This is a genomic window from Mycobacterium lentiflavum (genome assembly GCF_022374895.2).
GTDB lineage: Bacteria > Actinomycetota > Actinomycetes > Mycobacteriales > Mycobacteriaceae > Mycobacterium > Mycobacterium lentiflavum.
On sequence record NZ_CP092423.2, the window covers coordinates 3,569,438 to 3,589,378 of the forward strand.

21 protein-coding genes and 1 other RNA gene are annotated in these 19,941 nt (G+C 67.6%); 11 read left to right on the forward strand and 11 right to left on the reverse strand.

The window, feature by feature from the left end:
- The first annotated feature begins 102 nt into the window (after positions 1-102).
- Positions 103-300, forward strand: coding sequence for a hypothetical protein (locus tag MJO58_RS16660; protein ID WP_090603467.1), 198 nt, complete (start codon positions 103-105; stop codon positions 298-300).
- A 61-nt stretch (positions 301-361) separates the two neighbouring features.
- On the opposite strand, the gene MJO58_RS16665 is transcribed toward MJO58_RS16660, so the two are convergent.
- Together MJO58_RS16665 and MJO58_RS16670 are read right to left on the reverse strand one after the other, a co-directional pair.
- Complete coding sequence (locus MJO58_RS16665) at positions 362-1,921, reverse strand: alpha/beta hydrolase (RefSeq protein ID WP_090603469.1); 1,560 nt, start codon at positions 1,919-1,921, stop codon at positions 362-364.
- A 95-nt stretch (positions 1,922-2,016) separates the two neighbouring features.
- Positions 2,017-3,582 carry an alpha/beta hydrolase gene (locus MJO58_RS16670; protein ID WP_090603471.1) on the reverse strand — a complete coding sequence of 522 codons (1,566 nt, stop codon included), beginning with the start codon at positions 3,580-3,582 and terminating at the stop codon, positions 2,017-2,019.
- Between the two features lie 263 nt (positions 3,583-3,845).
- Between MJO58_RS16670 and panB the strand changes: the two genes are divergently transcribed.
- Positions 3,846-4,697 carry a 3-methyl-2-oxobutanoate hydroxymethyltransferase gene (panB, locus tag MJO58_RS16675; protein WP_090609224.1) on the forward strand — a complete coding sequence of 284 codons (852 nt, stop codon included), beginning with the start codon at positions 3,846-3,848 and terminating at the stop codon, positions 4,695-4,697.
- 1 nt (position 4,698) lies between these two features.
- On the opposite strand, the gene MJO58_RS16680 is transcribed toward panB, so the two are convergent.
- Positions 4,699-5,067, reverse strand: coding sequence for a heme-binding protein (locus MJO58_RS16680; protein WP_175364451.1), 369 nt, complete (start codon positions 5,065-5,067; stop codon positions 4,699-4,701).
- A gap of 141 nt (positions 5,068-5,208) precedes the next feature.
- Here MJO58_RS16680 and MJO58_RS16685 point away from each other — a divergent pair, with 141 nt between their 5' ends.
- Positions 5,209-5,451, forward strand: coding sequence for a hypothetical protein (locus MJO58_RS16685; RefSeq protein WP_239720101.1), 243 nt, complete (start codon positions 5,209-5,211; stop codon positions 5,449-5,451).
- Between the two features lie 171 nt (positions 5,452-5,622).
- Complete coding sequence (locus MJO58_RS16690) at positions 5,623-7,188, forward strand: CYTH and CHAD domain-containing protein (protein WP_090603475.1); 1,566 nt, start codon at positions 5,623-5,625, stop codon at positions 7,186-7,188.
- 17 nt (positions 7,189-7,205) lie between these two features.
- Here the strand turns inward: MJO58_RS16690 and rnpB are convergent.
- Positions 7,206-7,607, reverse strand: an RNA gene (rnpB, locus tag MJO58_RS16695) — RNase P RNA component class A.
- Between the two features lie 140 nt (positions 7,608-7,747).
- Here rnpB and MJO58_RS16700 point away from each other — a divergent pair.
- A complete protein-coding gene (locus MJO58_RS16700) occupies positions 7,748-8,926 on the forward strand; it encodes a cytochrome P450 (protein ID WP_090603476.1) in 1,179 nt (392 codons plus the stop codon).
- Positions 8,923-9,117: a ferredoxin gene (locus MJO58_RS16705; protein ID WP_090603479.1), complete on the forward strand. Its 195-nt coding sequence runs from the start codon at positions 8,923-8,925 to the stop codon at positions 9,115-9,117. Before MJO58_RS16700 ends, MJO58_RS16705 begins: the two co-directional genes overlap by 4 nt.
- A gap of 46 nt (positions 9,118-9,163) precedes the next feature.
- Here MJO58_RS16705 and MJO58_RS16710 read toward each other — a convergent pair whose 3' ends face one another.
- The 5 genes from MJO58_RS16710 to cobC are packed head-to-tail and all read right to left on the reverse strand — an operon-like array spanning position 9,164 to position 13,832.
- Positions 9,164-9,754, reverse strand: a complete 591-nt coding sequence (locus MJO58_RS16710; protein WP_090603481.1) for a TetR-like C-terminal domain-containing protein — start codon at positions 9,752-9,754, stop codon at positions 9,164-9,166.
- 16 nt (positions 9,755-9,770) lie between these two features.
- Complete coding sequence (locus MJO58_RS16715; RefSeq protein ID WP_090603483.1) at positions 9,771-10,910, reverse strand: bifunctional RNase H/acid phosphatase; 1,140 nt, start codon at positions 10,908-10,910, stop codon at positions 9,771-9,773.
- Positions 10,907-11,644, reverse strand: coding sequence for a zinc ribbon domain-containing protein (locus tag MJO58_RS16720; protein WP_090603485.1), 738 nt, complete (start codon positions 11,642-11,644; stop codon positions 10,907-10,909). The genes MJO58_RS16715 and MJO58_RS16720 overlap by 4 nt, the downstream gene beginning before the upstream one ends.
- A complete protein-coding gene (locus MJO58_RS16725) occupies positions 11,641-12,780 on the reverse strand; it encodes a Nif3-like dinuclear metal center hexameric protein (RefSeq protein ID WP_090603487.1) in 1,140 nt (379 codons plus the stop codon). The genes MJO58_RS16720 and MJO58_RS16725 overlap by 4 nt, the downstream gene beginning before the upstream one ends.
- Positions 12,777-13,832: an Rv2231c family histidinol phosphate aminotransferase CobC gene (cobC, locus tag MJO58_RS16730; RefSeq protein ID WP_090603489.1), complete on the reverse strand. Its 1,056-nt coding sequence runs from the start codon at positions 13,830-13,832 to the stop codon at positions 12,777-12,779. The genes MJO58_RS16725 and cobC overlap by 4 nt, the downstream gene beginning before the upstream one ends.
- An 83-nt stretch (positions 13,833-13,915) precedes the next feature.
- On the opposite strand from cobC, the gene MJO58_RS16735 reads away from it, so the two are divergent.
- Genes MJO58_RS16735 through MJO58_RS16745 form a run of 3 tightly spaced genes read left to right on the forward strand, consistent with a single transcriptional unit; the run spans position 13,916 to position 15,889 of the window.
- On the forward strand, positions 13,916-14,581 hold the full coding sequence (locus MJO58_RS16735) for an HAD-IA family hydrolase (protein ID WP_175364452.1): 666 nt from the start codon (positions 13,916-13,918) through the stop codon (positions 14,579-14,581).
- Positions 14,574-15,065, forward strand: a complete 492-nt coding sequence (locus MJO58_RS16740; protein WP_090603493.1) for a low molecular weight protein-tyrosine-phosphatase — start codon at positions 14,574-14,576, stop codon at positions 15,063-15,065. Before MJO58_RS16735 ends, MJO58_RS16740 begins: the two co-directional genes overlap by 8 nt.
- Positions 15,065-15,889 (forward strand): SURF1 family cytochrome oxidase biogenesis protein, encoded by an 825-nt coding sequence (locus MJO58_RS16745; protein WP_239720102.1) that lies wholly within the window; start codon positions 15,065-15,067, stop codon positions 15,887-15,889. The genes MJO58_RS16740 and MJO58_RS16745 overlap by 1 nt, the downstream gene beginning before the upstream one ends.
- Before the next feature lie 50 nt (positions 15,890-15,939).
- Here the strand turns inward: MJO58_RS16745 and MJO58_RS16750 are convergent, their stop codons facing one another.
- Entirely contained in the window at positions 15,940-16,887 is a 948-nt protein-coding gene (locus MJO58_RS16750; RefSeq protein ID WP_239720103.1) for a cobalamin biosynthesis protein, read from the reverse strand.
- Between the two features lie 102 nt (positions 16,888-16,989).
- Between MJO58_RS16750 and MJO58_RS16755 the strand changes: the two genes are divergently transcribed.
- Positions 16,990-17,802, forward strand: coding sequence for an oxygenase MpaB family protein (locus MJO58_RS16755; protein ID WP_239720104.1), 813 nt, complete (start codon positions 16,990-16,992; stop codon positions 17,800-17,802).
- 176 nt (positions 17,803-17,978) lie between these two features.
- On the opposite strand, the gene MJO58_RS16760 is transcribed toward MJO58_RS16755, so the two are convergent.
- A complete protein-coding gene (locus MJO58_RS16760) occupies positions 17,979-19,091 on the reverse strand; it encodes an epoxide hydrolase family protein (protein WP_239720105.1) in 1,113 nt (370 codons plus the stop codon).
- A 96-nt stretch (positions 19,092-19,187) separates the two neighbouring features.
- Between MJO58_RS16760 and MJO58_RS16765 the strand changes: the two genes are divergently transcribed.
- Positions 19,188-19,922 (forward strand): maleylpyruvate isomerase N-terminal domain-containing protein, encoded by a 735-nt coding sequence (locus MJO58_RS16765; protein ID WP_239720106.1) that lies wholly within the window; start codon positions 19,188-19,190, stop codon positions 19,920-19,922.
- The last annotated feature ends 19 nt before the right edge of the window (positions 19,923-19,941 follow it).

Sequence of the window (19,941 nt, forward strand, 5' to 3'; positions counted from 1 at the left end):
GACACCCGTAACCGACTCGTGTGGTTACCGTTCTTGGTCCGAAAGATGTAACCTATTAAAGTGGTTACACGCAGTACGAGGCATTACCAGGAGGTACCGAACGTGATCACCAAACTTCTCGCCGTCGCAGCTATCGGTCTCGGTGTCGTCCTGGGACAAGGCCCGAGCCAGGCCGCACCCGTCGTGGCGGATCCCGCGTTCAACGACCTCAGCTGCACCTGCCAGGCGCCGCCGCCAGTGCCGGGTCAGACGACCGAGGACCGGATCAATCAGGGTCTGCAAGACGCGCTCAACAGGTGAGACCAGAGCAGATCCACCGGGGGGTTGCAGGACGCTCAGGGTCCCCGATTCGTCGGTCGGCTCAGGGTCGGCAATGCAATGCCGGTGGCGGTGTCCCCGTTACGAAATAGTGCATGACAGCGCTATCCACGCATTGGTTCCCACCGAATACCGCGGTGTGCTGCGTCCCGTCGAAGGTGATCAGCGGCGCATCTAGCTGGCGGGCCAAGCTCACGCCCGCCTGATACGGAGTTGCCGGATCGTGCGTGGTGGAGACCACGACGACCTTGCCGGGCGGCATCGCCGGAGCAGCGTGCGGAGCGGATGTCGCCGGCACGGGCCACAGTCCGCACAGATCGCGCGGGGCGTTGCCGGTGAACTGCCCGTAGCTGAGGAATGGCGCGGCCTGGCGGATCTGTTGGTCGGCGGCAATCCAGGCCGAGGGATCCGTCGGCGCCGGCGCATCGACACAGCGGATCGCGTTGAACGCGTCTTGGTCGTTGTCGTAGTGCCCCTGCTTGTCGCGGCCCTGGTAGTCGTCGGCGAGCAGTAGCAGGTCGCCCGCGTCGCTGCCGCGCTGCAACCCGAGCAGACCACTCGTCAGGTACTTCCAATGCTGCGGGGTGTAAAGGGCATTGATCGTGCCGGTGGTCGCGTCGGCATAGCTCAGGCCGCGCGGGTCCGAAGTGCGCCCCGGCTTGGCGACGAGCGGGTCGATCAGTGCCTGGTAGCGGTTGACGAACTGGGCCGGGTCGGTGCCCAGCGGACACGCCGGCGAGCGAGCGCAGTCCGCGGCGTAGTCGTTGAAAGCCGTTTGGAATCCCGCGGTCTGGCTGATGTTTTCCTGGATCGGGTCGACGGTCGGGTCGATGGCACCGTCGAGCACCATCGTCCGCACGTGGTCGGCGAAGTGCTCGAGGTACATGGTGCCCAGCTCGGTGCCGTAGCTGAAGCCGAGATAGTTGATCTGCTCGTCGCCCAGGGCCTGACGCACCATATCCATGTCGCGCGCGACGGACGCGGTGCCGGCGTTGGCCAAGAAGTCTTTGCCCATCCGGCTCACACATTCCTGGGCCAATTGCCGGTAAATCTGCTCGATGTGCGCCACGCCCGTCGGGCTGTAGTCGACCATCGGTTCGGTTCGGTAGGCGTCAAACTCGGCGTCGGTGCGGCAGCGCAGCGCGGGCGTGGAGTGCCCGACGCCGCGCGGATCGAACCCGACCAGATCGAAGTGGCGGGTGATGTCACTGTTCTGCAGATCCGGCGCCATCCCGGCGACCATGTCCACGGCCGACCCACCGGGTCCGCCCGGATTGACCAACAGCGACCCGATCCGCTGACCGGTCGCCGGCACCCGAATCACGGCCAACTTCGCTTGTGCCCCAGTGGGATTGTTGTAATCGATCGGGACCGACACGGTGGTGCACTGTGCGGTCGGAACGTCGCTGCTGTCGGTCAGAACTTGGCTGCAACTACCCCAGTTCGGCGGCGACGCCGCGGCCGGCGGCGCCGGGTTCGGCGTCTGGCCGGCCCCGGGTTCCGGCGTTGCGCCGGCCATGGGCAGAGCAGGTTGGACGGCAACCAAGAGGCCTAACGACAGCAGCACCGAGCTCAGCGATCTCAGGCGCGACATGGCTGTCAATCGTCGCAGCCTTCGGTACCTGTGACGGCGCGAATCGGTCACGCCTTGGTCTCGGGGACGGCGCGTCGCCACGGCGAATCAGCTTTCGGGTGCCACTAACACTTCGCCCCGCTCGGCGGGGTGGTGCCGCCGATCAGATACGCCGTCACGTAATCGTCGACGCAACTGTCGCCCTGGAACACGACCGTGTGCTGAGTGCCGTCGAAGGTGAGCAACGAGCCGCGCAGCTGGTTGGCCAGATCGACGCCGGCCTTGTACGGCGTCGCCGGATCGTGTGTGGTTGACACCACTACGGTCGGGGCGAGGCCCGGCGCAGAGACCGAATGCGGCTTGCTGGTGGGCGGCACCGGCCAGAACGCGCAGGTCCCCAGCGGAGCGTCACCGGTGAACGTGCCATAGCTCATGAACGGGGCGATCTCGCGGGAGCGGCGATCTTCGTCAATTACCTTGGCGCGGTCGGTAATTGGTGGCTGGTCGACGCAGTTGATCGCGACCCGCGCGTCGGTGGCGTTAGTGTAGTGCCCCTTCTGGTCGCGACGCATGTACATGTCGGCCAGGGCCAGCATCGTGTCGCCGTGGTTGTCGGTCAACTCCCGCAGACCGTCGGTGAGGTGGTGCCACAGCGTCGGCGAATACAGCGCCATGATCGTGCCCACGACGGCGTCGCTGTAGCTCAACCCGCGCGGGTCCTTGGTCGGGATCGGCCTGCCAACAAGTTCATTGTTCGGGTCGACCATCGGATCGATCAGGCTGTGGTAGACGTCGACGGCCTTGGCCGCATCGGTACCCAGCGGGCAGTTCGCCTGCTTGGCGCAGTCGGCGGCGTAATCCTTGAACGCGTCCTGGAATCCCTTGGCCTGCCGCAGATCGGCCTCGATCGGGTCGGCGTTGGGGTCGACGGCGCCGTCGAGGATCATCGCCCGCACGTTGTGCGGGAAGGCCTCGGCGTACGCCGCCCCGATCCGGGTGCCGTATGAGTAGCCCAGGTAGGTCAGTTTGTCGTCGCCGAGGGCCGTGCGGATGGCGTCCAGATCCTTGGCGACGTTGACGGTCCCGACGTTGGCCAGAAAGTCTTTGCCCATCTTGTCGACGCACCGGCCGACGAACTGCTTGGTCTCGTCCTCCATGTGCGAGACGCCGGCCGGGCTGTAGTCGACGTTCGGCTCGGTGCGCAGCCGGTCGTTGTCGGCATCGGAGTTACACCAGATCGCCGGGCGCGACGACCCCACGCCGCGCGGGTCGAACCCGACCAGGTCGAACCGCTCGCGGACCCGCTTGGGCAACGACTGGACGACGCCGAGCGCGGCCTCGATGCCGGATTCGCCGGGCCCGCCGGGGTTGATCACCAGCGAGCCGAGCTTGTCGCCTGTCGCCGGGAAACGAATCATCGCCAGCGTCGCGACCTCGGCGTTGGGGCCGCCCGGGTGGTCGTAGTCGACCGGCACGGCGAGCTTGCCGCACATCGCGCCGCCGGGAAGCTTCACCGATCCGCTGACAACGCGACACGGCGTCCACTCCACCGGCTGCCCCAATTTGGGACCCGCCATCAGCGGATGTCCGGCGACAACGCGTACGCAGCCCCCCAGCAGCAGCGTCACGGCAGCGATCGCTGTCGAGACCGCAAGCATGCGCGCGAACCTGTCGCGGCGAGTCAGACTCATGCCAACACATGGTGCCAGAGAGAACCTGAGACTTTCGTGTGCGGCCGCGGCAGGTCGGCTACCAGTCGTTATGCAGGGTCACTCCGGGTCGCTCCGGGTCACTCCGGGTCACTGCGGGTCACGCCGGCGTGCGGAATGGCACGTCTCACACTGCCGCGACGGTGCAACTGCCCCTCAGAGATGGCAGAATAGCGACGGTCAGACGAACCCGGGGACCTTTGAAAGGCCACGAGGATCGACCCGACCACCATTTAGGGACAATGATGTCTGAGCACAACGTTTACGGTGCAAACGCGGCGGGTGAAGCGTCCAAAGCGCCCCGAACCAAAATCCGCACCCATCACTTACAAAAAATGAAGGCCGAAGGCCACAAGTGGGCCATGCTCACGGCCTACGACTATTCGACCGCCCGCGTTTTCGACGAGGCCGGCATTCCGGTCCTGCTGGTCGGCGACTCGGCGGCCAACGTCGTGTACGGCTACGACACCACGGTGCCGGTCTCCATCGACGAGCTGATCCCGCTGGTCCGCGGGGTTGTCCGGGGCGCACCACACGCCCTGGTCGTCGCCGACCTGCCGTTCGGCAGCTACGAGGCCGGGCCCGCCGCGGCGCTGGCCAGCGCCACCCGCTTCATGAAGGAAGGCGGCGCGCACGCCGTCAAGCTCGAGGGCGGCGAGCGGGTGGCCGAGCAGATCGCCTGCCTGACCGCGGCCGGCATTCCGGTGATGGCCCACATCGGCTTCACGCCGCAGAGCGTCAACAGCCTGGGCGGCTTCAAGGTGCAGGGCCGCGGCGACGCGGCCGAGCAGACCGTGCACGATGCGATCGCCGTGGCCGAAGCCGGCGCATTCTCCGTCGTGATGGAAATGGTGCCCGCCGAATTGGCCACCCAGATCACCGGCAAGCTGACCATCCCGACCGTTGGGATCGGCGCCGGCCCGAACTGCGACGCGCAGGTGCTGGTCTGGCAGGACATGGCCGGAATGAGCAGCGGCAAGTCAGCACGATTCGTCAAGCGATTCGCGAACGTCGGCGACGAATTGCGCCGGGCCGCGACTCAATACGCGCAAGAAGTGGCCGGCGGAGTTTTTCCCGCCGACGAACACTGCTTCTGAGCTACTGCATTTGGCATCGACTCTTGAAGTCGGTCAGCGGCTGCCGAATTGCTTCGAGGTCGGCGTGTGCCTGCGGGTTGGCGTCCATGTACTGCTTGATTTGATCGCCAATCTCGCTGCGCGGCTGGCCTTTCAGGCTGGTGAAGTACGCGTTGACGTCCGGGTGGCTGAACAGATACACCGAGGTCGCGGCCGCAACGCCCGACGAGACCTGGGCGAGATCGGCCGCCGTGCAGTTCGGTGGCGGCGGCCCGGGCTCCGGGTCCGCTTGAGCCGAGCCCACGGCGGCCAAAAGCATTGCACCGCCGATAGCGCCGGCAGCAATTCCGCCGATGACCGCGCGCGAAGTGGCGAGAGCGAAAAACACCATCGTTAGCTCCTCCATCAGGTATCCGATACTTACCCGCACGCAAACCATAGGCGGTTTCGGCGATTCCATGGACCAAATCCATTCAGGTGGCAAAGAAGCAAAACCCGCCGCGGTGGCCGCCGGGGCCGATATGCTTGCGAAATGAATCGGCGCCGCTGGATCGCCACACTGCTGGCAGTGTTGGCGATGATGCCAATTCCCGGAATCGTTGTCGCGACGGGATCCGCCGGGCAGGCGCAAGCCACGGTCTGTGTCGGGGTGGGCCGACGTGTGTCGGTCAGCGGTTGCGCCAACGTCGGCGACGCGATCCAGCGCTACGTGCCGCCGCCGGCGGATTACGCACCGATGCCGGAGGACACTCCGCCGCCTCCCCCGCCGCCGTAGTCGATCGCCCGGCGGTCGAATACGTCCGCCCGGGTCAGCGGTCGCGGACACGCCGCAGCAACGATCTCTGCGGGCGGTGCAAGAGTGGTGTGGCACCCTATGGGTAACCATTTACGAGCGTCGATGACCGTGTAATGCCGCGTCGGCGCGCCCTCCTACGGAGCCGCAAAAATGCCAGAAACCTCGCGCCATCTGGAGGTCGAGCGCAAGTTCGACGTCCTCGATTCGACGGTCACGCCGTCGTTCGAAGGCATCGCGACGGTGGCCCGGGTAGAGAAGTTGCCGACGCAATCGCTGGACGCGATGTACTTCGACACGCAGACGCAGGACCTCGCCCGCAACAAGATCACACTGCGTCGCCGCACCGGCGGCCACGATGCCGGCTGGCACCTCAAGTTGCCGGCCGGGCCCGACGCCCGCACCGAGATCCGCATGCCCCTGGGCTCCGCGGACGACGACACCGTGCCCGGCGAACTGCTGGACGTGGTGCTCGCCATCGTCCGCGACCGGCCGCTGCGACCCGTTGCCAGGATCACGACTCAACGTGAAAGCCAGGTGCTGTACAGCAACGAGGGCGCGCCGTTCGCGGAGTTCAGCAACGACCACGTCCGCGCCTGGTCGGCCAATGCGACAGACAGCCCCGACGCGGAGCCCGTCGTCCAGGAGTGGCGCGAGTGGGAACTCGAGCTCGACGAATCGCGTGGGGCGACCGACACCGAGCTGCTGAGCCGGTTGAGCAACCGGTTACTGGACGCCGGCGGCGAACCCGCAAATCATGCGTCCAAGCTGGCGCGAGTCCTCGGCACCCCGGTGCCGACCAACGGGTCTGAACCACCCGAAGATCCGGTGCGGCGGGCGATCGCCGAGCAAATCGACGAGCTGGTGGTGTGGGACCGCGCGGTGCGCGCCGACGTCTTCGACTCCGTGCACCAGATGCGGGTCACCACCCGCAAGATCCGCAGCCTGCTCAAGGACGCCCAGGCGGGATTGTCCGACGACACCCACGCCTGGGTCCTCGACGAACTGCGCGAGCTCGCCGGAATCTTGGGCGTGGCACGCGATGCCGAGGTGCTCGCGCAGCGCTACGAGCAGGAGCTGGACCGGCTCTCGCCGGAGTTGGTGCGTGGACCGGTGCGCGAACGCCTGGTCGAGGGCGCCAAGCGCCGCTACCAGTCGGGGCTGCGGCGGTCGCTGATCGCGATGCGGTCGCAGCGCTACTTCCGGCTGCTCGACGCGCTCGATTCGATAGTGGCCCAACGCCCGACGACCGCTACCGGAGAACAACCGGCGCCGGTCACCATCGACGCCGCGTACAAGAAGGTGCGCAAGGCCGCCAAGGCGGCCGCCGAAGCGGACCAGGCCGCCCAAGCGCACGAGGAGCAGGTCGCCGCCGGGGCCGACGAGGACCACGATGACGACGAAGAGCACGATCGCGACGAGGCGCTGCACGTAATTCGTAAGCGCGCCAAGCGACTTCGCTACACGGCGGCGGCGACCGGGGCGGAGGACGTCTCCAAGCAGGCCAAGGCCATCCAAACGTTGCTCGGCGATCATCAAGACAGCGTGGTCAGCCGCGACCACCTGCTGCAGCAGGCCGATGCCGCGCACGCCGCGGGCGAGGACACCTTCACCTACGGTCTGCTGTACCAGCAGGAGTCCGATCTGGCCGAGAGCTGCCGCCAGCAGCTCGACGAGGCGCTGCGCAAGCTCGACAAGTCGGTGAAAAAAGCGCGCTGACTAGCGCTGACTAAAGGCGGGCGAGTTGGCCTGTAAGCCGGATTCTGTTCCCCACCGCCGCGGCATAAGCAACGGCGGCACGGCGGCGACCATCCATCTGGACACTCCGTTGCCGGGTGCCTCGAGCGGCCTACCCGCAGGCTCGGGCGAGCTACCCTCAATCGCCTGCGCGGCCGCACCTTTCGGTGCGGCCTTCTTGACCTTGCTTCGGGTGGGGTTTGCCTAGCCACCCCGGTCACCCGGGATGCTGGTGCGCTCTTACCGCACCGTTTCACCCTTACCACCGCGAGGGTGGCGGTTTGTTTTCTGTGGCACTTTCCCGCGAGTCGCCTCGGATTGCTGTTAGCAATCACCCTGCTCTGTGAAGTCCGGACTTTCCTCGACTCGTCAGCGCGAGCCGCGGCCGCCCAGCCAACTCGTCCGCACGAACACGGTACTCGCTGGTTAATCTCCTGGCCAGCGGCACAACGGCGGTGCGGGCGGCCGATCGCCGGAGCCTGGCTATTGCCCAATTTTTCCCATCATTGCTTAAATAAGAAGTTGGTGCCACGCTGACCGCATGACAGAAGCCCAAGGATTCGTCGACCAGTCGGTCACGGGCCTCGCGGAGCCGCAACCCATGTACAAGGTGTTGCGCGAATCGAACCCGGTATTCCGGTCGGAGCAGGCGGTGGTGCTCAGCCGCCTGGCCGACATCGAGATGGCGCTGAAGCACACCGAGCTGTTCTCGTCGAATATGGACGCGGTCAACCTCGGCAACATTCGACCGCTGATTCCGTTGCAAGTCGATCCGCCCGAGCACGCGAAGTACCGCCGTGTCCTCGACCCGCTGTTCACCCCGCGCGAGATGGCCCGGCGTGAACCACGCGTCACGGAGCTGGTCAACGAGATGATCGACCGCTTCGCCGGGCGGGGCGAATGCGACTTCCACGAAGAGTTCGCGGTGCCCCTGCCCTGTACCGTGTTCCTGCAGTTGCTCGGCCTGCCATTGGAAGACCTCGACAAATTCCTGGAATGGAAGGACGGCGTGATCCGACCGGAGGGCGACTCCGGGTTCGACCGCCGCCACGAGAGTTCAGCGCCCGTGGCACAACAGATCTACGAATACTTCGACCGTGCCATCGACGACCACATCGCCAGCCCACGCGACGACGTACTGTCGGCGCTGATCAACGCGAAGGTGGACAGCGAGGGTGGTCGGGCGTTGTCGCGCGAGGAGGTGCTCGACATCTGTTTCCTGTTCCTGATCGCGGGCCTGGACACGGTCACCGACTCGCTGGACTGTTTCTTCGTCTACCTGGCCCGCCATCCCGACCACCGACACCAACTCGTCGAGCAACCCGACGTTCTCCCCCATGCAATCGAAGAGTTATTGCGTTGGGAGACACCGGTTCCCGGTGTTGCTCGGGTTGCCATGCAAGACGTCGAGGTGGGCGGATGCCCGATCAGCAAGGGTGAGCGGGTCAGCCCGTTGCTCGGCGCCGCCAACACCGACCCCGCCGAATTCCCCAACCCCGAGGTGGTGGACTTCAATCGCAATCCGAACCGGCACCGCGCGTTCGGCGGTGGGCCGCACCGCTGCCTCGGATCTCACCTGGCCCGCATGGAGCTGCGGGTTGCCTTACGCGAATTCCACCGGCGCATACCGGATTACGAGATCAAACCGGGGACCCAGCTGACGTACACGGCCGCACTGAGATCGGTGGAGTCGCTACCGCTGGTCTTCGAAGTGTCATGAGCCGGGTGTCCGTCGACCCCGACCTGTGCACCGGGCACGGACGCTGCTACAGCCTGGCGCCCGAGGTCTTCGACGCCGACGACGTCGGCCATTGCGTGGTGCTCGTCGAGGACGTCTCGGGTGCGCTGGAAGAGCAGGCCGCCGTCGGGGAGAAAAACTGCCCTGAGCAAGCGATCACGCTGTCGCGCTGACGGCTAGGAGTGTGCGCCCCGGCCACCCAGGATGCACGCTCAATGCCTAATCGCGGGCAATCGCGTGGTAGACCATGTCGACGATCGCCGCGCAGTATTCCTTTTCGATCGGAGCGTCGGAGTACAGTGCGCGAATGTTAATCGGCGCCAGGAGGATCTGGGTGGCAGCCACCGTGGTGATTCCGTCGCGGAGTTCGCCGCGCCGCCTGGCCCTGTCGATTATCCGGCGCACCACCGCGAAACGAGCCCGCCAGAACATCATTCGGGTTTCTTCGTCGTGACGCCCACGCGGCCCCATTACCAACGCCCGCAAGAATGCGCGGCCCACTTCGGTGTTGACGCGCTTGGCGACGCTGATGGCCAATGCTTCCAGGTCCCCATGCAACGAGCCCGTATCCGGCACGTCACCCCAGGTCTCGAGATCAGCGAGCGCCGCATCGACGATCAGCCGTTGACGATCGCCCCAGTGGCGGTAAATCATTTCCGCCTCGATGCGATGGCGCTCGGCCAGCGCCTCGATGCTGAATCGCTCGACGCCCCAGCGGGCCAACTCGTCGAGCACCGCCGGCATCACCTGCGCCCGGATCTCTGCCGGAACGGCGTCCGGCAATTCGTCGGGTGGTTGATCCGGCGGCATGGACTACTCCTAGCGGCTAAAGGTAGCCGGTCTGATTCACGAGTCGCACCGAAGATGCCCCATCCGAATAGAACTCAGCGATGCTCAAGGATGCCAGGTCAAGGTGCAATCTGTACAGGATCTCGGGTCCGGCATCCAGCGCCAGGCGCAGCAACATCTTGATCGGCGTGACGTGCGAGACGACCAGCACCGTGGCGCCAGGATGGGTGGCCAGGATGCGCTCCCGCGCCTGGTACACCCGTTCGAGCGCGGCATCGAAGCTCTCGCCGCCCGGCGGCTCCGTGCTGGTGTCGCGCAGCCAGCGGGTGTGTAATTCGGGATCGCGTTCGGCGGCCTCGGCGAACGTCAGCCCCTCCCAGCCACCGAAGTCGGTTTCGATCAGGTCGTCGTCCACGGTCACGTCCAGGCCCAGCGCCTTGGCCGCCGCGGACGCGGTGTCGTAGGCACGCTGCAGTGGCGAGGAGATCACCGCGGCGATGCCCCCCCGCTCGGCCAGATACCGTGCCGCCGCTTGGGCCTGCCGGCGGCCCAAGTCGGTCAGTTCCGGATTACCGCGCCCGGAATAGCGCCGCTGCACCGACAGCGCGGTCTGCCCGTGGCGCAACAACAGCAGCCTGGTCGGGGTACCACGCGCTCCGGTCCAGCCCGGTGGCGACGATGGTTGCGTCGCAGCGGATTTCGCACCCGGGGCTATCGCGGGCTCGGTCGGCACCGGCTCGGAGACCCGCGGCTCGGAGATCTCGGCGCTGACCTCGGCCGCGGCGTCCATCGCTTCATTGGCCAGCCGGTCGGCGTGTTTGTTGCGTTCGCGCGGAATCCACGTGTAGCTGATCCGGTCGAAGCGCGCCGCGAGCTTTCGGGCCTGGGCGTGCAACTCAATCAGGTCGGGGTGCTTGACTTTCCACCGCCCGGACATCTGCTCCACCACGAGCTTGGAATCCATGAAGACGTCGGCCTCACGGGAACCGAGCTTGACGGCGTCTTCCAAACCGGCTATCAGCCCGCGGTATTCGGCGACGTTGTTGGTCGCCCGGCCGATGGCCTGCTTGCTTTCGGCCAGCACCGTGCCGCGATCCTCGTCGTGCACCACCGCGCCGTAGCCGGCCGGCCCGGGATTGCCGCGCGACCCGCCGTCGGCTTCGATGACAACCTTCACTGGCCGGGCCCCTTGACCCGCAACAGGATCGCGCCACATTCCGGGCAGCGCACCACGTCGTCGTCGGCGGCCGCCGAGATACGGGCCAGCTCTCCCCGGTCGATCTCGATCCGGCACGCGCCGCATCGATGCCCGAGCAGCGGGCCGGCACCCGGTCCGCCGCCGGCGCGCTGCCGCTCGTAGAGGGCGGACAAGTCGGGATCCAGCGCCGCGGCCAGCCGGTCCCGTTGCGACGCGTGGGCCTGGCGGGTCTGGTCGATTTCGGCCAGGGCGGCGTCGAGGCCCTGCTGCGCGCCGGCCAGCTCGGCCTGCAGTGCCTCCATCGCGTCCTGCTCGGCGGTCATCTGGGCCTGCAACTCCTCACGACGTTCCATGACTTCCAGCAGCGAATCTTCCAGGCTGCCCTGACGGCGCGTCAGAGTTTCCAGTTCGTGCTGCAGATCCGACAACTGCTTGGCGTCGGTGGCTCCCGACTCCAGCAACGACCGGTCGCGATCTTCGCGCTGGCGCACCGCCGCGATTTCCGACTCGTAGCGTGAGATCTGAGTGTCAAAGTCCTCCAACGCAATTCGTGCCGCGCCCAGCCGGTCATTGGCCGCGTCGTGTTCGCGGCGCATCCGCTCGATCGCCTCCCGCTGCGGCAGCCGGGTGGCCCGATGCGCGATCCGGGACAGCTCGGCGTCCAGCTCTGACAACTCCAAGAGCGAACGTTGCTGTGCTACTTCGGCTTTCATGATTGATCTCCACATGCTTGCTGGCCGAGATTCCACGGGTCGGTGCGAGTGGTGGACACGTGCACCGGCAGGTCCCCACCGAATCGGGACCGCAGCACCTCGGCGGCTTGTGTGCACCAGGGGAATTCGCTGGCCCAATGTGCGACGTCGATCAGCGCCACCTCCGAAGCCCGGCGATGCTCGTCGGCCGGATGGTGGCGCAGGTCGGCGGTCACATAGACCTGGACGTCGGCGCGGGCAACGAGGCTCAGCAGCGAATCTCCGGCGCCGCCGCACACCGCGACCCGTGACACGACCCCGTCGGGGTCGCCGGCGGCGCGCACGCCCCAGGACGTCTGCGGCAACGCGGCACCGACGCGGGACACGAAGGCGCGCAACGATTCGGGTTGCGCCAGCGTTCCGATACGGCCCAATCCGGTATCGCCGGGCGCGGGCACCAAAGCGAGGATGTCGAATGCCGGCTCTTCGTACGGGTGGGCGGCGCGCATCGCGGCCAACACGGCCGCCCGGGCCCGCGCGGGTGCCACGACCTCGAACCGGTCTTCGTCCAAACGCTCGACGGTCCCGACGCTGCCCACCGCGGGTGTGGCCCCGTCGTGCGGCAGGAACTGCCCGATCCCGCTGACGCACCAGCTGCAGTGCGAGTAGTTGCCGATATGGCCGGCACCGGCGTCGAACACGGCCGCCTGCACCGCTTCTGCGTTCGCGCGCGGCACGTAGATCACCCACTTGTCGAGATCACTAGGCCCTGACAGCGGTTCGAGCACGGCCTCGACGGTGAGACCAAGAGCGTCTGCGAGCGCATCGGAAACCCCGGGCGATGCCGAGTCGGCGTTGGTGTGCGCGGTGAACAGCGAACGCCCGCTTCGGATCAGCCGGTGCACCAGCGCGCCCTTGGGCGTGTTGGCGGCGACCGTGTCGACCCCGCGCAACAGCAGCGGGTGATGAGCCAGCAGCAGGCCCGCTTCGGGAACCTCGTCGACGACCTCCGGCGTCGCATCGACGGCGATCGTCACCGAATCCAGCACGTCGTCGGGATCGCCACAGACCAGGCCAACCGAATCCCACGATTGGGCAAGCCGGGGCGGGTAGGCCTCGTCCAGGACCTCGATCACGTCGGATAGCCGTGCACTCACCGTCGCCCCCCACTCTGCGAGACCGGCATGGACTCCGAGATCGCCTGGACCAGCAGCGGCCACTCCGGGCGCACCGCGGCTCGCAGATAGCACTGGTCGAGGCCGACGAACGTGTCACCGCGGCGCACGGCAATCCCCTTGTCGTGCAGACTGTTTCGTATCCGAACAGCATCCGGGATGCGGAACAGCACAAACGGCGCCCGGCCATCGACCACGTCGGCGCCCAGCGCCGTCAGAGCGGCCACCATCTCGGTGCGCACGGACACCAGCCGCGCGGCGTCGGCTTGCGCATCGGCCACCGCATCCGCGGCACAGCAGGCGTCGATGGCCGCCAGTTGCAGTGTGCCCACCGGCCAGTGCGCGCGCCGGGCGGTCAACCGCGCCAACACCTCTGGGGCGCCCAGCGCATAGCCCACCCGCAATCCGGCCAGCGCCCAGGTCTTGGTCAGACTGCGCAGCACCAGCACATCGCCCGGCGCATCAGCGGCGAGCGACTCCGGCTCGCCCGGAATCGAATCGGCGAACGCCTCGTCGACCACCAGGATCCGTCCGGGCCGCCGCAACGCGAGCAGCTGTTCGCGGCGGTGCAGCACCCCGGTCGGGTTGGTCGGATTGCCCACCACGACGAGGTCGGCGTCCGGGGGCACGCCAGCGCCGTCGAGGCCGAACGGCGCTTCGACGACGACGTGGTGCACCGGCACGCCGGCCGCGGCCAGCGCGACGGCCGGCTCGGTGAACGACGGCGCGATCAGCGCGGCCAGCGCCGGCCGCAGGTTGGGCAACAACGCGAACCCTTCGGCGCCCCCGGCCAGCGGCAGCACCTCGTCGCGGGCCCGGCCGTGCCGCCGCGCGACCGCGTCCTGCGCCCGGTGCAGATCCTCGGAGCTGGGGTAGCGCGCCAGGTCCGGCAGCCGCGCGGCCAGCCGCTCGATCAGCCAGTGCGGTGGCTGACCGTGACGGACGTTGACCGCGAAGTCCAGCATGCCCGGCGTGGCGGCCTGATCACCGTGATAGCGCGCCATCGCAAGCGGGCTCGGGTCTGGACTCGCCATCCGTGAAACACTAGTGCGCCGTCCTGGGCGCCCGGCAGGAACACCGTCACACCGTGACGCCGCCCATCTAGGACAATGGTGACGTGACAGGAGCAGTTTCGGCCGATGGCCAGGCCCCGCAGCTGGTGATCTTCGATCTCGACGGCACTTTGACCGATTCCGCGGCGGGGATCGTCGCCAGCTTCACCCATGCGCTCGAGCACGTTGGCGCGAAGGTGCCCGAGGGTGACCTGGCCGCGCAGATCGTCGGCCCGCCGATGGACGAAACGTTTCAATTGATGCTCGGCGAGGACGCCGACGCGGCGTTCGCGGCGTTCCGGGCCGAATACGGCGCCCGGGGCTGGTCGAACAACAGCCTGTTCGACGGGATCGAGCCGCTGCTGGCCGATCTGCGCGCCGCCGGGGTGCGGCTGGCCGTGGCCACCTCCAAGCTGGAGCCGACGGCACGCCGCGTGCTTGCCCACTTCGCGCTCGATCACCATTTCGAGGTCATCGCGGGCGCGTGCCCGGACGGGTCGCGCCGCAGCAAGGAGGAGGTGCTGGCGCACGCGCTGGCCCAACTGCAGCCGCTGCCCGAGCGAGTGCTGATGGTCGGCGACCGCAGCCACGACGTCGACGGCGCGGCCGCGCACGGTATCGACACCGTGGTGGTCGGTTGGGGCTACGGCAAGGCCGATTTCGCCGACGGCTACCACGGCGTGACGCATGCCGCGACGATCTCCGAGCTGCGGAGGGCGTTGGGTGTCTGATCCCTTGCACGTGACCTTCGTCTGCAGCGGCAACATCTGTCGCTCGCCAATGGCCGAGAAGATGTTCGCCGACCAGCTGCGGCAGCGTGGTCTCGCCGATGCGGTCCGGGTGACCAGTGCGGGCACCGGCAACTGGCACGTCGGCAGTGGCGCCGACGAGCGGGCGGCCAAGGTGCTGCGGGCCCACGGCTACTCCACCGCGCACCGCGCCGCGCAGGTCAACGACGACCACCTGGGTGCCGACCTGGTGGTGGCCCTGGGCCGCAACCACCTTCGGATGTTGCAGCAGCTCGGTGTGGAGAGCGACCGGGTCAGGATGCTGCGCTCGTTCGACCCGCGATCGGGCGCCCATGCCCTCGACGTCGAGGATCCCTACTACGGCGACCACGCGGACTTCGAAGAGGTGTTGGCCGTCATCGAGGCCGCGCTGCCCGGCCTGCACGACTGGGTCGACGAACAGCTGGCGCAGAACGGGCACGGTTGATGCATCGCTTTCTCGCACGGTTGGCATTCCTGCTCCGGCCCGGCTGGGTAGCGCTGATCCTGGTGGTCATCGCCTTCACCTACCTGTGTTTCATGGTGCTCGCGCCGTGGCAGCTGGGAAAGAACGCCCGCACGTCACGCGAAAACCACCAGATCGAGAACTCGCTGAACACCGCGCCGGTGCCGTTGAAAACCTTGTTGCCGCAGCAGGATTCGTCGGCGCAGGCCGCGCAGTGGCGACGCGTGACCGCGACGGGGCATTACCTGCCCGACGTCGAGGTGCTGGCCCGCTTGCGGGTCGTCGAGGGCGATCAGGCCTTTGAGGTGCTGGTCCCATTTGTCGTCGACGACGGGCCGACCGTGCTCGTCGATCGCGGTTACGTGCGCCCCGAGCCCGGCTCGCACGTCCCGCCGATCCCCCGCCCGCCGCAGGACAAGGTGACGATCACGGCGCGGCTGCGTGACTCCGAGCCCGCGGTTACCGACAAGGAGCCGTTCTCCAGAGACGGTGTGCAGCAAGTGTATTCGATCAACACCGATCAGGTCTCGGTGTTGACCAAGGTGCCGCTGGCCGGGTCGTATCTACAGCTCGTCGAAGACCAGCCGGGCGGTCTTGGCTTGATCGGCGTGCCGCACCTGGACGCCGGACCGTTCCTGTCCTACGGCATCCAGTGGATTTCGTTCGGCATCCTGGCCCCGATCGGGCTGGGCTATTTCGCCTACTCCGAAATCCGGATCCGGCGTCAGGAAAAGCAAGCGAAAGCGCCTGAAACCCCGATGACCGTCGAGGAGAAACTCGCCGACCGCTACGGCCGCCGCCGTTGAGTGTGCCGTGCGGGCGCCCCAGCCGCGCACTGGCCGCCGTCCGCGCGCACTCAACGCCCTGGGCGCACACTCGATACCGCGGCCAGCAACGCCGCGGCCCCCAGCTGCACAATTCGCGACAGCGCGACCGCGCGGCGCAGATCGGCCGCACCGGGCTGGCGCCCGTCGCCCAGGGTCGGGCGGATCTGCAGCTCGTGGTGATACTGCGTGGGCCCGCCCAGCCGCACCCCCAGCGCGCCGGCGAAAGCCGCCTCGACGACGCCGGCGTTGGGACTGGGATGGCGAACCGCGTCGCGGTGCCAGGCCGCAACCGCGCCCAATGCCGACCCGCCGACCAGTGGTGCGCACACCACCACCAGCACCGCGGTCACCCGGGCCGCGACGTAGTTGGCCAAGTCGTCCAATCGTGCTGCAGCCCAACCGAATCGGATGTAACGCGGCGAGCGGTGGCCGATCATCGCGTCCAGGGTGTTGATCGCTCGATACATCAGCACACCGGGCACCCCGCTCGCGCTCGCCCACAGCAGCGGGGCCACTTGCGCATCGGAGGTGTTCTCGGCGACGGACTCCAGCGCCGCGCGGGTCAGCCCCGAGCCGTCCAGCCGGGACGGGTCGCGCCCACACAGCGACGGCAGCAGCTGCCGCGCGGCGTCGATGTCGTTGCGGTCGAGCAGCCGCGCCATGTCCAGGCCGGTGCGCGCCAGCGACGTTCCGCCCAGCGCGACCCAGGTCGCGGTGGCGGTGGCGGCGATCGGCCACAGCGGGTCGCGGTGTGTGGTGGCCCGCTGTACGGCCGTGCCGATCAGCCCCACCGTGCCGACGGCGAGACTGACGTGAAGTGCGCCCGCGATCTTCGCGTCGCGGTAGGTGAACCGCTCCAGCCAGGCGGCCGCGTCGCCGAATGCCGCGACGGGATGGCCCCGTTTCGGATCGCTCAGCGCGAGATCGGCCAGGCAGCCGACCAGCACGCCGACGATCCGGGTCCGCGTCACAAGCACTTCGGCAGCGTCTCACATGCGCCTTCCGGATCGCATCACTGAGGTCTGCCCACTTCGGGCGGGACCTGACGTCTGGGCCGTCGACGTGGTCTACTCGCCTATATGAAGGCCGTGACCCGGGTGGCCGACCTGCTCAACGCGGCGGCACCGCTGCTGCCCGCCGCGAACGTGATCATGCAGCTGTCCCTGCCGGGCGTCGGCTACGGCGTGCTGGAAAGTCCGGTCGACAGCGGCAACGTCTACAAACACCCGTTCAAACGGGCCCGCACCACCGGCACCTACCTGGCGGTGGCGACCATCGGGACCGAGTCCGACCGCGCGCTGATCCGCGACGCCGTCGACGTCGCACATCGCCAGGTGCGGTCCACGGCGGTCAGCCCGGTGTCCTACAACGCGTTCGACCCCAAGCTGCAGCTGTGGGTGGCCGCCTGCCTGTATCGCTACTTCGTCGATCAGCACGAGTTCCTCAATGGTCCCCTGGACGAGGCCAGCGCCGAGGCGGTCTATCAGGACGCCAAGCGGTTGGGCACGACATTGCAGGTGCCCGAGCGGATGTGGCCGCCGGACCTCGTCGCGTTCGACGAGTACTGGAAGCGTTCGCTCGACCAGCTGCGCATCGACCCGCCGGTGCGCGAGCACCTGCGCGGCGTGGCCGCCATGGCGTTTCTGCCGTGGCCGCTGCGGATGCTGGCCCGTCCGCTCAACCTGTTCGCGACGACGGGGTTCTTGGCCCCGGAGTTCCGGGCGATGATGCAACTGGACTGGTCGCAGCGTCAGCAGCGGCGGTTCGAGTGGCTGCTGTCCGCGTTGCGGCTGGCCGATCTGTTCATCCCGCACCGCGCGTGGATCTTCGGTTATCAGCTTTACCTGTGGGACATGCGATTTCGGGCACGCCGCGGCTGGCGGATCGTCTAGATGGCGACGCCGGCACGAGCAGCAAAGGCCACCATCGTCACCTGCATCGCGCTGGAGTTCTTCGCCCGCCGGGGTGACGCAGCGGGCCCCGCACCCACCGAGCGTGAACTCCACGACGCACACCCGGCGTGTTGCGTCGTGAAATGCACACTCGGGCAGCGTGGACGGCTGAGCTCTTAGCGAACCGTGCCGAAAAACGTACGCAGGTCCTCGACGAACAGCTCGGGTTGTTCGAACGCGGCGAAGTGACCGCCGCGCGGCATGTCGGTCCAGTGCGTGATGTGGTAGTTCGGCTCGCACCAGATGCGGGGTGACTTCAGCAGCTCACCCGGGAAAGCGGCTACGCCGGTGGGCAATTCGACGCGGCCACCCCCGCCCCAGACGCTGAAGCTCTCCCAGTACAGCCGGGCCGACGACGCGGCGGTGTTGGTCACCCAGTACACCATCACGTTGTCGAGCAGCTCGTCTCGGCTCACCGCGTTCTCGGGGTGACCGTCGCAATCGGCCCAGTCCCAGAACTTCTCGACGATCCACGCCAGCTGCCCGACGGGCGAGTCGGCCAGACCGTAGCCGAGCGTCTGCGGCCGAGTGGACTGCTGCTTGGAATAGCCGGTGCCCCACTTGCGGTGGTTGGCCAGCCCGGCCAGAGCGGCTTTCTCCTGCTCGGTCGGATTGTCGAGGTTACCCGGACGGCCGATCGGCATGTTCAGGTGAATCCCCGCGCAATGGCCACCGTTTCGGCCGATCTGCGTGGTGACGGCGGCACCCCAATCGCCGCCCTGAGCGCCGTAGCGGTCGTAGCCGAGCCGGCGCATCAGCTGCTCCCAGGCCTGCGCGATCTTCTCCACGCCCCACCCGGTGCGGGTGGGCTTGCCGGAAAAGCCGTAGCCGGGCAGCGACGGACACACGACATGAAAGGCATCCTCGGCACGCCCGGACGGCGGATTGGTCAGTGGCTCAATCACCTTGTGGAACTCCACAATTGAGCCCGGCCAGCCATGCGTGATCACCAGCGGGAAGGCGTCGGAGTGCGGGGACCGCTGGTGAATGAAATGAATGTCCAGCCCGTCGATATCGGTGACGAACTGGTCGAAGCGATTGAGCGCGGCCTCACGAGACCGCCAGTCGTATTCGTTGGCCCAGTAGTCGGCCAGCTCGCGGGTGTAGGCCAGCGGAATGCCCTGACTCCAGTCGTCCACGCATTCGGCTTCCGGCCATCGAGTGCGCGCGAGGCGCGACCGCAGATCGTCGAGTACGTCGTCGGGAACGTCGATTCGAAACGGCTTCACGCACTCATAGTGCCGCCGTGGGCGAACCCGGCGACAGCCGCCCCCGCGGCCGCGTCGCTCTTACCGTTCTCTTAATATTTGGGTAAGGTGTCCGCCATGACCGACGCGACCGGCGTGCGAAGCCACCTGCGCTCCAGCGCCGACGCCGCGGCGGCGTACCGCCTCGTGCAGGGCCGCGTCGATGCGCTGCTGCGGGGCCGCACCGACGTATGCGAGCGCGTCGTGCCGGCCTGTCCCGCGTGGTCGATTCGCCAGACCGTTTGCCACCTGGCCGGTACCGCCGAGGACGCGGTCGCGGCAAACCTCGACAACGCGGGCACCGACGAATGGACCCAGGCCCAGCTCGACCGTCTGGCCGGCCGCCGCCTCGACGAGGTGCTGGACCTGTGGGCGACGGCGACCGAGGCGGTCACCGAATTCTTGGCGGCGAGCCCGAAACTCGTTGGTGCCCAAGCAGTTTTCGATGCCCTCATCCATGAACACGACATCCGCGGCGCGCTCGCCGAACCCGGTTCTCGGACAGCGGATCCGGCGTTCGCCGTGGCCGTCGGATTCTTGACGACGATGATCGACCGGACCATCCGGCGCAATGCGCTTCCATGCCTGCAACTGACGACCCCGACCACGGGAACCACGCAGCTCGGCGACCCCGCCAAGGCGCCCGGCCAAATCGCGGTTGAGCTCAGCGATTTCGAGGCGCTACGCGTCTTCGGCGGGCGGCGCAGCCGGCGTCAGCTGGCGACCCTGCCCTGGGAAGGGGACGTCACGCAGCTGCTGCCGATCTTTCACACCGTCGCGGTGCGACCGCCAACCGAGGATCTCTGCGAATAGAGCGGGCTGCTGGTCGGGG